The organism is Paenibacillus sp. FSL K6-1318, assembly GCF_037976905.1.
Classification (GTDB): domain Bacteria; phylum Bacillota; class Bacilli; order Paenibacillales; family Paenibacillaceae; genus Paenibacillus; species Paenibacillus amylolyticus_A.
In genome coordinates this window covers 4,871,654-4,884,679 of the sequence record NZ_CP150270.1, presented here as the reverse complement: position 1 = coordinate 4,884,679, position 13,026 = coordinate 4,871,654, and the positions used below count along the sequence as shown (strand labels likewise).

9 protein-coding genes are annotated in these 13,026 nt (G+C 46.3%); 5 read left to right on the top strand and 4 right to left on the bottom strand.

Annotated elements, in window-relative coordinates:
• Positions 1–128: 128 nt before the first annotated feature.
• Together NYE45_RS21670 and NYE45_RS21665 are read right to left on the bottom strand one after the other, a co-directional pair.
• Positions 129–1,301 (bottom strand): aminotransferase class I/II-fold pyridoxal phosphate-dependent enzyme, encoded by a 1,173-nt coding sequence (locus tag NYE45_RS21670; RefSeq protein WP_340013932.1) that lies wholly within the window; start codon positions 1,299–1,301, stop codon positions 129–131.
• Positions 1,302–1,397: 96 nt separating this feature from the next.
• The gene (locus NYE45_RS21665; RefSeq protein ID WP_340013931.1) at positions 1,398–3,470 is read right to left on the bottom strand and encodes a methyl-accepting chemotaxis protein; all 2,073 of its coding nucleotides are present in this window, start codon (positions 3,468–3,470) and stop codon (positions 1,398–1,400) included.
• Positions 3,471–3,739: 269 nt separating this feature from the next.
• On the opposite strand from NYE45_RS21665, the gene NYE45_RS21660 reads away from it, so the two are divergent.
• Positions 3,740–5,485, top strand: a complete 1,746-nt coding sequence (locus tag NYE45_RS21660; RefSeq protein WP_340013930.1) for a methyl-accepting chemotaxis protein — start codon at positions 3,740–3,742, stop codon at positions 5,483–5,485.
• A gap of 99 nt (positions 5,486–5,584) precedes the next feature.
• Here the strand turns inward: NYE45_RS21660 and NYE45_RS21655 are convergent, their stop codons facing one another.
• Positions 5,585–6,304 (bottom strand): SDR family NAD(P)-dependent oxidoreductase, encoded by a 720-nt coding sequence (locus NYE45_RS21655; RefSeq protein ID WP_340013929.1) that lies wholly within the window; start codon positions 6,302–6,304, stop codon positions 5,585–5,587.
• Positions 6,305–6,537: 233 nt separating this feature from the next.
• Here NYE45_RS21655 and NYE45_RS21650 point away from each other — a divergent pair, with 233 nt between their 5' ends.
• The gene (locus NYE45_RS21650; protein WP_340013928.1) at positions 6,538–8,490 is read left to right on the top strand and encodes an AraC family transcriptional regulator; all 1,953 of its coding nucleotides are present in this window, start codon (positions 6,538–6,540) and stop codon (positions 8,488–8,490) included.
• Positions 8,491–8,671: 181 nt separating this feature from the next.
• Here NYE45_RS21650 and NYE45_RS21645 read toward each other — a convergent pair whose 3' ends face one another.
• Positions 8,672–9,502: an AraC family transcriptional regulator gene (locus NYE45_RS21645; protein WP_340013927.1), complete on the bottom strand. Its 831-nt coding sequence runs from the start codon at positions 9,500–9,502 to the stop codon at positions 8,672–8,674.
• 177 nt (positions 9,503–9,679) lie between these two features.
• Between NYE45_RS21645 and NYE45_RS21640 the strand changes: the two genes are divergently transcribed.
• The 3 genes from NYE45_RS21640 (at position 9,680) to NYE45_RS21630 (ending at position 12,952) form a co-directional block, all read left to right on the top strand.
• On the top strand, positions 9,680–10,624 hold the full coding sequence (locus tag NYE45_RS21640; protein WP_340013926.1) for a dihydrodipicolinate synthase family protein: 945 nt from the start codon (positions 9,680–9,682) through the stop codon (positions 10,622–10,624).
• Positions 10,625–10,980: 356 nt separating this feature from the next.
• Entirely contained in the window at positions 10,981–11,340 is a 360-nt protein-coding gene (locus tag NYE45_RS21635) for a hypothetical protein (RefSeq protein WP_340013925.1), read from the top strand.
• A 34-nt stretch (positions 11,341–11,374) separates the two neighbouring features.
• Positions 11,375–12,952 (top strand): exosporium glycoprotein BclB-related protein, encoded by a 1,578-nt coding sequence (locus NYE45_RS21630; RefSeq protein ID WP_340013924.1) that lies wholly within the window; start codon positions 11,375–11,377, stop codon positions 12,950–12,952.
• The last annotated feature ends 74 nt before the right edge of the window (positions 12,953–13,026 follow it).

The window sequence follows — 13,026 nt, the reverse complement described above, 5'->3', positions numbered from 1 at the left end:
TCGGCAAATGAAAAAAAATCCCCTCAGGTCTACAGGGAATAGAGGATCACGTTATCTAACGTAAAGCTCTTACTCCTGCGTTTACCTTGAGGGGATTTTGAATTGAGCACATTCGAATCGTACTCCCGTTAGCTGGATTTCAGAATCCCGCTGTCATCGACTGAATGTACGGCTTGCTGTAACATTTCATTATCCTGAACGAGGGCGAATCGCACATAACCTTCGCCTGAAGGACCAAAGGCACTCCCTGGCGTTGCGATGACTCCTGCATATGTAACCAGATCCATGGCGAACTGCTCCGAGCTGTCGTAGTGGGCCGGAATTCGGCTCCAGATGAACATGGTCGCTTCAGGTTTGGCAATAGGCCAACCGAGATTGCTGAAGCCCTCACAGAGGATGTCTCTGCGCTGTTCATAGATCGCTCTGACCCGTTCAACCTCGGACTGATCTCCGGTAATGGCAGCAATTGCTGCTTTTTGGATCGGTAGAAACATACCGTAATCCATATTGGATTTTAGCTTTTTCAGCATGGAGACCATGGTTGCATTGCCCACACAGAAGCCGATTCGGGCTCCGGCCAGGCCATAGGTTTTGGATAAGGAATTGAATTCCACACCGACGTCCACGGCGCCAGGAAACGCAAGAAAACTTCCACATGACTTTCCGTCAAATACGAGTTCACTGTACGCATTATCGTGGAGCACGATAATATCATACTTCTTGGCAAAGGCAATCAAGTCAAGATAGAACTGATCCGGTGCCATTGCTGTTGTCGGATTGTTGGGATAGGAGACCAGCATGAATTTCGCTCGATGAGCGATATCTTCCGGAATATCCTGAAGCTGAATAACATATCCGTTTTCTTCTTTTTGCGGCATATAAAACAGCTCTGCTCCGGCCAATAAAGGCCCATCGGCGAAGACAGGATAGCAGGGATCAGGTACCAAAACGAGATCGCCTTCGTCTACGATGGAGAGGGAGATATGCGCCAGTCCCTCCTGTGAACCGAGTAAAGAACAGACCTGTGTCTTCGGGTCCAACTCGACCTGATAGCGCTGCTTGTACCATTCACTTGTAGCTTGCAGCAGCTCACTCTGATCATTCACCGCGTATATATAGTTCAACGGGTCAGCAGCAGCTTCACATAATGCGGTGATGATATGCTGCGCAGGTGGAATATTAGGTGTACCTACACTGAGATCGATGACAGGTTGTCCATTCTCCAGACGGTGGCGTTTGATCTCCAACAACCGGGTGAAGATCCCTTCACTGAAGTGGTCCATACGTTTAGCAAAGTTCATGATGATGTATTCCTCCAATCCTCTTCGTACACACATATCTATTTATAATAAATGGATCAGGCACAAATGAGAAGAGGAGGGAGACCGTCACTTATACTACTCAACCTTGAACTGGCTCAATTCGTCTTGCAATTTATTGGATAACTGATTCAACTGCTTCGAAAGATCAGCCACTTGTTCAATGCTATCCAATTGTTCCTGCGTGCTTGCGCTAACTTCTTCCGTTGAAGCAGAGTTCTCTTCTGTAGTAGAAGAGATAATCTCCAGCGCTTGGAAAATTTCATCTTTATGCTTATGAACATTGGTTGTATTGCCAGTGATCTGGACCATGCGTAATTTTAAATCTTCCAGGTCCTTGTTAATACTGAAGAAGACTTGTTTCGTGTCCTCTACGGATTTGGCATTTTCATCCGCAATTTTCATGCCACGCACGGTATGTTCAACCGAGATATTGGTTTTCTCTTCAATCACACGTACTTTCTTGTTGATTTCTTCTGTCGCCTGTGCAGTTTGTTCCGCAAGTTTGCGTACTTCTTCGGCCACGACAGCAAAACCTCTGCCCTGTTCACCAGCACGAGCAGCTTCAATCGATGCATTGAGTGCCAGCAGGTTGGTTTGTGAAGCAATTTGTTTTACGGTGTCCACAAAACTGGATATTTCATTGCGGCTCAGATCAATCTCCTGAATAATGGAGGACATTGCCTGTGTGGAATTGTGGTTTTCCTGAGCCCATTTAGAGAGTTGTTCAACGACTAAGAGTCCTTGGCCGCTCTGATCAACAGATGTTTGCACCATGGTCTCGATCGCTTGAGCATCAGTCGCGATTTCATCAATTTGATTCGATAATGAACCTGTTTTTCGTAAAATATTTTCCGTCTCAATCGATTGATAATTCGTTGCATTAGCAATTTCATTGATGGCTGTAGACGTGTCGTTCATGGTCCCTGCCGTTCTTGAAGATATCGATTGCAGATCGTTAGACGACTGATTCAGGACATGCGCCGAGCTGCCGACCATCTGTAACATTCCTTGAATCTTCTGCACCATGGAGTTCAGGCCCTGAGCAATCTGTCCGATCTCATTATTGGACTTCGCATCCAGCTGAACCGTCAGATCCCCTTGTTCAATCAGCTTGATCTTGGCAAGCAGTTGTGGAATTGCTCTGAGCAGATAACGAAGTGTAATGTAACTGATGATCACGAGCAAAATGGTAGCAACGGCAAATCCGCCAAGCGTAATCCATGTGAATGTTTTTAATTCCGCGAGAACTTCTTTCTCGGATATGGTCAGACCTACTGACCACCCTGTATCTTTACTGGTTGCGTAGCCAATATAACGACGTTCCCCGTTGTCATTAATTAGCTGCACACCAGACTCTCCAGCGATCATCTTCTTGCCTATGTCCCCAATATCGCCAGTAGTGTCCGTAATCTTTTCTTTCAACACTTTCTCCTGATCTGGATGGTAGAGAATATCTCCGGTCTTGGAAAGTAGAATGGAGTAACCCGTGCTTCCCAGTGAATAACTCTCCATAATCGCCGGGATATCCTTGAATGCAATATCAGCCGCGGCAAAACCGATCATGGTATTGCTGTCATCTTTGATTGGATAAAAAATACCCATAAGTACATTGTTCGATGCGATATCGATATATGGATCAGAGTAGTACAGACCATCTGCCGCTAATACTGGCTCATAATACGGTCGTGCTTGGATATCAAAATCCGGAGCGGAAGCCGCGCCATCATTTTGCAGCCAAAACCCCTTACCATCCAGACCGGCGATCCAGGCATCCGCAAATGAAGGTTCTTCTTTTACAATGGCTGCGAGTGTGTCCTGTGTGTCCGCTGCATACGTGGAAGTGGTGGCTACCTCTGCGGATTCAGTCGTTTCTATATATTGTCGAAATAGTTTATTTGTTGACATTTGCTTAACCAGTGAACCTTTTTCTTTGAATAATGCATCGAACTCACTTACAATCGCTTGTGTCTTGGTTTGAAGCATAGACTCCTGTTGTTTGACCAGAATGTTTTGTGTGCTTGAATACATGAACGTCCCCAGAACGGCAAAGACGACAACGATAATGACCAATAGCACAATGGATAATGTGTTCGCGATGCTGGAAGTTCGTGGTTTCTGTAGTCCCCGCTTCTTTAAAATGTTTGACATGTTCCATCTCCCCAGATGTGTATTAAGCTAAAAGCGCCTAATTATATGTCGGAATAATATATATATTTATGTAGATTCCTGTAGGCTAAACGAAAAATAATCAACAGAAATGGAATTAAGATCGGATCGAGAAAGTAGTGGAAGTGACATCATATTGGGGCAGAAGGATGCACAACTTTACATATAGCTAACAATTGAGACTACTATGCACCGATACTATAAGTATCACGTTGTGAAATATAGACCTATGGAGAACCGGAGGAGTATGTATGTCTAAGAAATCAGGGAGTAGTAAATCAGGGGGGAGAGGGTTTCAACAGCTGAAGATAACGACAACCTTGATATTAATGATTGGCGTTAGTTTGATTGGACTCTTTGTATTATTTCTGTTCGGCATATTTGGCATGAATGATGTAAGACTGGCACAGGGCGCGTTATATACAGATCGATTCTTGCATCAGACCAATATTTTGGAGATTAAGGCTGATTTCTATAATATGCGTGCCAACTATACCAAGCTTCTCGATAAGCAAGAATATACGGACAAGCAATATGAGCAAGTTCAGAAGAACAAGAAAAATGTGATGGGTGGAATGGACGAGTTTTCCGCAAGAACTCTTGATGCAACAGAACAAGAAATCTTCAATGATCTCAAGGCGAAGCTGGAAGTTTACGACCAGGACATTGAACAGATCATGAACGTCAAGAAAACAACGGGAACCTATGATGATGAGGAAAGAGATCGAATTAATAAAAGCAGTACAGCTATTGTAGAAACGGTTACGAAGTTAAGTACATATAATGAAGAAGAATCTGCGAAATTATATGCGCAAACCCAAGATACCATTCGAGATGCAGCGCTGTTTCTTGGTATAGTTCTCCTCACTTCACTGGCTGTTTTGGTCATTATGTCCTATCTGACAATTCGAAATATTCATCGTCGGATGCGTGCGATCAATAGCTACTGTGAAGAGGTTACACAGGGTAATCTGGCAGCTACCATTGCTCCCCAGTTGCTCCAAGGTAAGAATGAAATTAGTGTCATTGCCCGTGCCATTCATAACATGACGGGTTCCACTTCGAATGTAATTACAAGTGTGGTGAATGAGTCTCAGCAGATCAATGAGATGAGTGACCTCACGAATCAGAACATGTCGGAACTCAATGAGCGCATACGTGAGGTGTCTGCAACGGTAGAAGAGTTGTCGGCAACGATGGAAGAGACTTCTGCATATACCGAGAATATGAATCAATCCGTCAATGAGGTCCTTCGAGCGGCGGAATACATCTCCGCCCGTACCAAGGAGAAGGCCGAGTCTGCTAATGTTACTAGCGGCAAAGCTGAGGTTCTGAGGCAGGAGGCTGGTGTGTCTAGTAAGGCAGCTCAGGATATGTATACAAGTGCAAGCGTGAAGATGAATGATGCGTTGGAGCGTGCCCATGCAGTGGACCAGATCGGTGTTCTGTCCCAGTCCATTCTGGATATTACCTCGCAGACCAACTTGCTCGCATTGAATGCTTCCATTGAAGCGGCTCGTGCAGGTGAAGCAGGACGTGGCTTTGCCGTTGTAGCAGAAGAGATCCGCAAATTGGCAGATGGCTCCAGACAAGCTGCAGACGAGATCCGACATGTTACAAGTGAGGTCACAGCGTCCGTCGCTCTTCTGTCTTCCAGCGCGAAGGAGATGCTTACCTTTATGTTCAATCAGGTGGGCAATGACTATAAACTGTTGGAAGATACGGCAGATGAGTATTACACCCATGCAGTTGAACAAGCCAACACGGTGAATGATCTCCACACGACAGCACGACAGGTGAATGAAACTGTTGAGACGTTGGTGAGAGCGATTCATGAAATTGCGACAGCCAGTGAGCAATCCGCTGCATCAAGTCAGCATATTGCTGAGCATATGGTATCCTCTACTGAGCAATCACTGCAAGTGACGAGTCAGTCGAATCAGGTGAAGGAAAGTGCGCTACGTCTTAACGACCTTGTCAAAGGGTTTAAAATATAATTGCATTGACGGTTAAACTGCGCGAAAAGCCCGCTCTCTTTTTAATAGAGTCGGGCTTTTTCTGTACCGTTAAGTATAGGAATCTTCTTCTTATTCTAGCTAGGTGTTCATATCTGTTAGCGCTGGCACGTTGATTTCTTTTACACAGGCTGCTTTGGACAAATTAACAATACAACGAACGATAGAAACCATATCCTGAAGCGGAATACGTGTCCCGTCATACTCAGCAAGAGCTCGATCCGGTCCTTCTTCATAAGGGATCTCCGCTGCCAGTTCTCCGGGGTTAATACATGTAACGGCGATGCCGTCATGTCTGGTATGTTCTCTCAAAGCCTCAGTGATTCCGCGAATGGCAAACTTGGACGCAACAAAAGAAACTTGTGTACTATTGGCATTATTCAGCCCCGCTGTTGAACCAATGAGAATGATTTTGCCCGCTGCAGATTGTCGTAGATGAGGCAATAATGCCTGAATACATACGATGGTTGAAGTGATATTGACATGGATCAGCTGACTGATGTCCGCAGGCTCGTCTTTATCGAACGTATAGTGATCCTCGAAGCCTTCTTTCTCCCAAATGCCTACATTGTATATGAGTACATCCAAAGGTTCATTCTTCAACTGGTCCGTAACAATGGTGGCGGCATTCAGCTCAGAAAGATCTGCCTGTATCCATATCCGCTGTACACCATCACTCAAGTCCAGGTTTTCCGGTCTGCTTCGAGAAACGACCCAGACTTTATCGCCCTGTTCGGGCACACCTCTGACGAAGGCATCTCCTAATCCTTTGCTTGCACCGAACACAAGATAACTTTTCATATGGAAATCCTCCTTGTGGAATTGCAGTATCTAGTTCATGGGTAAGTCCACATCATCTTACTATAGAAGTGAGAGGGAGAGAATGAAGCTTGAATGAAGATATGTTGAATGTCGCTATATCTATGAAGTCGGAAATCTTTCGTTTTGAACTGAACGATCTAGAAGTTAAAATGTTATTGTTGTAAATGATAATCGTTATCAATTATACTTCCCATAGGAAAGGGGGAATTATTTTGAACGACGATGATTTAATGTTATGGGATTATACCAATATTCAACTCATGGATATTCGCTATAAGTTTCTGAATCTAGGTGAAGCGTTGAGTTCCTATCGTTTTCCTGCATCTGGATATCTATATATTGCTCGTGGTACCGCTTGTTTTCGGCTCGATGGTGTGAAGCATGATGTTCAACGTTTTTATATCATCCATAGTGGGAAGGGAGGTCAACTGGATATCGGTCCGGTTAGAGAGAGAATGGAATACTATCTGGTGTTATATAAAACTTCTCTCTCCAACACGGCTGTACCGTCTGTCCAAAGACAATTTGAGAGTAGCAGTCCATTTCAAAGGATATATGCTTTTGCTCCCAATGATCCGGTGGAATTGCTGCTTCAACTTAAGCAAATGCTTCACATCTGGCTGAAGCCTAACTCACTGGAACGATTGCAGGTGAAATCGCAGCTGTATCAGTTTGCATACGAAGTCGAGAGACAATGGAAGATACATACGGAAGCTAATGTTAAACCTGATCTAGTTGAGCAAGCCACTCAGTACATACGTGAACACTACAAGGAATCAATAACGTTATCCACGGTTGCTGAGCGGCTTAACTATAGTGCTGCATATGTAGCAAAACAGTTCAAAAATAAGACCGGAAACAGTCTCATTGATTATTTGATTCAAGTTCGAATAGAAATAGCCTGTGAATTGCTGGAACAAACAGAGGCTTCTTTACAGGAAGTGGCGTCGGGCGTGGGTTATACGGATTTATCTTACTTTATCCGCATTTTCAAGAAGACGGTAGGAGTAACACCCGGTAATTTTAGGTCAGAAGCTCGTGATCAAACGAAAAGAATGGATCGTCCTATAACCAGGCTTAGATTGTCTAATGCAGAACGCAGAAGACAAGGTTATATTGGTAATGAATATGATAATCATTATCAATACATGGAGAGGGACGATTTATCGATGTACAGAAATACCAAAGTATCATTGGGGGCTGTCATGCTGTTATGCCTGACCATTATGGTCAGCGCTTGCGCACCTGCCGGGGGGAATGCAAGCACAACCTCTACATCCACTGTAGAAAAGCAAACGAGCCAACAGGCCAGTACAACGCCTTCCGAAAGGCAATACACGGACAACCAGGGACATGATGTCAGTATACCGGAGAAGCCGCAACGTGTTGTGCTTCAGGGAAATTCCATTGGAGATCTGCTTGCGCTGGGTGTACAGCCTGTCGGGATTGACCGTAGATTTATTGCCAATTCGGCATATGAGGATAAAGAGATCACGCCCGCAGAGGATATCGGTTTTCCCACGAGTTTTGAGAAAATCCTGTCCCTGGAACCTGATCTGACCATGCTGGGTTATGTACTGGATAAGCAGTATGATGAAATATCCAAAATATCACCGACCGTTGTCTTTGATCAGAATCTGCCATTGAACGAGCGTCTTCCGGTGATCGGGGAGATTGTAGGCAAACAGGATGAGGCCAAACAATTGCTGGCTGATTACAATGTCAAGGCAGAAAAGATGTGGAGCGAGATACGGGCTCAAGGCCAAGTCGCTGAAGGCGAAACGGCTGTGGTGCTGATGTATTATTGGGATCGGACGATGTATCTGATGAAAACAGGCGGCGTGCCTGAACTGTTGTACCAGCCGCAAGGCTACCAGATGTCTGAGAAGGTGAAAGGCATTGAGCCGGCCGCAGGCTCCCCGTTCATTGAAATCTCACCTGAGCTGATGCACGAGATGCTGGTAGGTGACCATCTGTTCGTATTGTATCCTGAGAATGATGAAGCCGAATCGTCCTTCAAGGAGCTGCTGGAAACACCACTTTGGAAAAAACTCCCCGCAGTGCAAAGCGGAAACGTTACTTTTATCGAGTCCAAATGGAATTATGAAGATATGCTGACGAGCGATATGCTGCTGGATGAGTTTCCCAAGATGATTGCTGAATAAAGTAAAGTATCGGAAAAGTTTGATCCGAGTATATCCGGAGAAAAGCCTGCGCCATATGGTGCGGGCTTTTTCAATTGATCATGATCATGACGGTGACTACCTGAACGTACAGTTCTGACTTGATCGTCAGAATCTGACATTTGAAGCGGTTGGGAGTATCGTACGGAACGATTCGGACAGGCTACTCCTTTTTATCGTTGCGGTAGTCTCTTGGAGCTGCGCCCATCACTTTTTTGAACATACGCGAAAATTGGAAAGGGTCTTTGTATCCGACGCTGCATGCGATCTCATTCATCGAAAGGGAGGACTTCTGAATAAGCTCGCTGGCGCGATTCATCCGGTATTGAATCACATACTGTTGAGGTGTGAACCCAGTGGTGTCTTTGAAGATTTTGGACAGATATTTGCGATTGATCTTCAGGCGTGCGGCCAACTGTTCGACACTCAGATCCGTTGCATAGTTATGCTCGATGAATGCAATGGCTTGCTCTACATATTGACCTCTTGCCCCCGGTGAGGTAACGGGCATGGAAGCTGGGTCCAATATGACGGACAGGAAGGAATAGAGGGCGCCCAACAGCCGAAGTTCGTCTGTCAGGTTATGCTCGGTTGCTTTGAACATCTCCAAAAAGCAGGATTGAATATATTCGTCTCGATTGGACGAAAATACCGGCTGTTCGTTGGATAAAGAGGATCGCTTGAGATAGCGTTCCACCTGCATGCCGTTAAATGCAATCCAGGAGTATGTCCATGGAGCTTCATCATCGGCCTGGTAATGCGCCAGTTTCTCCGGACTGATCAGAAACCCTTGCCCTTTGCCCAGTGTGTACGTTCGGCCTCCCGTATGAAAACGCCCCTTACCACTATGGATATAATGGATTTTGTAATAATCACGCACCATAGGGCCTACCTCATGTCCAGGCAAGCACTGCTCTGTGCCGCAATAGTACAATTTCAGATCGACATTATGGATTTTGGAAAAATTCGAGAATTGATATTGAACGATGTCCATTTCGATTCACCCACACTCTCTCCAGCACGACACGCATGGCGACATGATGTCATGAAATGGCGTTATTATGTCATTCGATAATAGCGTTTACAATTTTATAATAGGGATAGGTATGAACTCATTATATCAGGAGGTCGCCATCTCTGAGAATGGAATTGGCGTCAGCGAGGAGGCAGTATGTTGAACGATACTTTATTCCCGGACGGCGTGTGGCCAGTTATGCTCACTCCGTTTACGGAGGACAATGAGATTGACTATACGGCATTAGAAGAATTAATCGAGTGGTATTTGGATAAAGGTGTGCACGGTCTATTCGCGGTTTGTCTTTCTAGTGAAATGCTCCATCTATCGCTACAAGAGAGAGTAGACTTGGCCACATTCGTAGTGGAAAAAACAAAAGGGAGAGTGCCAGTGGTTGCTTCCGGTCATAATTCGGATGATTTGCAGGAGCAAATCACGGAGTTAACGGCAATTGCGCAGACAGGTGTCGATGCTGTCATTCTCGTGACAAGCCGCATAACAGGTCCCGATGACGACGATGAGGTGTGGAAACGCAATCTGAGCATGATCATGGAACGGTTGCCAGATGTGAGGCTGGGATTGTACGAATGTCCAATTCCTTATCATCGCTTGTTGTCTCCGGAATTGCTGAAGTGGTGCGCAGATAGCGGACGTTTTTTCTTTCTCAAGGAAACAAGCTGTGATCTGGAACAGATCCGTCAGAAGGTCGCGGCCGTTCAGGGGACACCGCTCAAAATTTACAATGCCAACGGTACGTCGTATCTAGGATCGCTGCAAGCAGGCGCACACGGCTACAGTGGCATCCTGACCAATTTCCATCCGGACTTGTACGTATGGGTCGTCGGAAATTGGAAGCAGGATCCAGCAAGAGTCGAACGATTACAGACTTTGCTTGGCCCACTTCACTTGTTTGAGGGACGTCATTATCCGGTCAACGCGAAGTATTTACTGCAACAAGAAGGGTTGAAGCTTACACTTCATTCCAGAGCCAGAAGCAGCGAAGAGCTCAGACCAGTACACCGTTTGGAGGTAGATCAGTTCCTGGAGCTGAGCCAACTATTCCGCCAATCTTTGATTACGAAGGATGAGTCTTTTAGATAGAAAATAATCTCCCTGCTATTATTTTATTTTCAGGCTCTGGATGTTGATGGTATCGGTGTTCAGGCGGAGGAAACACCTGCTTTTAGGTTTTAATATGCGTAGTCCTAATCTCATCAAGTAAATACGAAAAAAGACGTCTTACGCTGCGGCCGTTTCCCTGTAATTTAAAGGGGTGCGGTCGTTTTGTTTTTTCTGGAATTGTGCCCTGGGCTTAAATGATTGTTGACTATGGATAATGGTGGATTGCCCCCTGTGTTTTGTCCACACCGTTGGTTGAGTGATTGAATATTACTATCAGGTGAGCTTATGCCAAATACTGCTAGAGTGTGAGGTTCATAAAAAGGTGGGATGGGAAAATGGCTATTTTATCAACTGGGCCGATAGAAAACAATCCGGTTTCCGGGGTTAGATCAACACAACAGGTCACGATAAGATTGGTAAGTCGGGCTGCTGTGAACTCGGTAACCGTATCCGTTCAGGGTTATGTGCTAAGCACAACTAGAACGCTGTATGTGAGTGAAGTGATCAGTATTGCACCTAACGAAGCAGTGACCAGAAATTATTTTGCAGATCTAGATGCTTTTGAGTTTGTTTTTGGAACAGATGTGGAAGGTGTGGAGGAAGTAGGGATTTCAGTGTGGGGCAAACAAGCTTCGGGACAATTGGTTGATGCACACCGAGTGGTAGCCCACGAAAAAACAGTGAAGGACATCTAACAGATAAGATATACCCAAAAGAGGAGATGTAGCGATGAGCTTTTTATCAACGGGGCCGATTGAAAATAATGCTGTTAGCGGTGTAAGACCGACTCAGACACTTACTGTCAGAATCGATAACCGCAGTGATGTGACAGCCTCAACCGTACAAATACAAGGGTATTACCTAGATGGTGGAATAAGAGTTTTGTATGTCAGTGAGTCTCTTGACATCACACCCAATCAAGTAATAACCAACAATTATTATGCCAATTTTGATGCCTTTGAGTTTACTTTTACAACATCAGCGACGGTTAATGATCCTGTTCAAGTATCCGTATGGGGTAAGAGCAGCACAGGCGCTCTGGTAACAGCCCATCGTTTGGTTTCTTCCGAACTGCTGGGTGAAATCCCAAGCATCACCGGAGCCACAGGCGCAACTGGAGCTACGGGAGCGACAGGCACGCCAGGAACAGCGGGAGTGACAGGGACACCAGGTACAACGGGAGTGACAGGGGCGACCGGCACACCGGGAACAACGGGAGTGACTGGAGCGACAGGCACACCAGGTACAACGGGTGTAACTGGGGCGACAGGGACACCAGGTACAACGGGAGTGACAGGGGCGACAGGCACACCAGGTACAACAGGAGTGACTGGAGCGACAGGCACACCAGGTACAACGGGTGTAACTGGAGCGACAGGCACGCCAGGTACAACCGGAGTAACGGGAGCGACAGGCACACCGGGTACAACGGGAGTGACAGGGGCGACCGGCACACCGGGAACAACGGGAGTAACAGGAGCAACAGGCACGCCAGGTACAACGGGAGTGACAGGGGCGACCGGCACACCGGGAACAACGGGAGCGACAGGAGCGACAGGGACACCGGGTACAACGGGAGTGACAGGGGCGACAGGCACACCAGGTACAACGGGTGAAACTGGGGCGACGGGAACACCAGGTACAACGGGTGTAACAGGAGCAACAGGCACGCCAGGTACAACGGGAGTAACAGGAGTGACTGGGGCGACGGGAACACCAGGTACAACGGGAGTGACAGGAGCGACAGGTACAGCAGGTTCAACCGGGGCAACTGGTGCGACAGGTTCTGGAGCAATCATTCCTTATGCATCAGGACTTCCAGTGGTTTTGACTACAGTTTTGGGTGGACTTTTGAATACTTCCAGTTTAGTTGGTTTTGGCAACAGTGCTACCGGAGTAAGTGTGAACGGAGGAATTATTGATCTCACAGGCGCTGCGGGCACGTTGCTTAACTTTGCTTTCTCCGCATCGCGTGCAGGAACGATTACTTCGCTGGCTGCTTATTTCAGCACGACAGCTGGACTGAGCTTGGTTGGATCTACAGTAACTATAACTGCACAATTATTTCGTTCCACTGCACCTAATAACTCTTTTACAGCTGTACCGGGTGCATTGGTAACCTTGGCTCCTCCACTGACCGGCGTTTTGGCGCTGGGCACAATATCCAGCGGATTGACTACGGGACTGAGTATTCCGGTAGCCGCAGGTGACCGCCTGCTTATGGTCTTCTCGGCATCAGTAACAGCCGGAATTGATGTGGCTACAACCGTAGCCGGATATGCAAGCGGCGGCCTTACCATCACTTAACGGAAATTAACTATATAACAAGTTCATAGACAGGGACCCCTTACGACCATGGTGAGAGGTCCCTGTTTATTTGT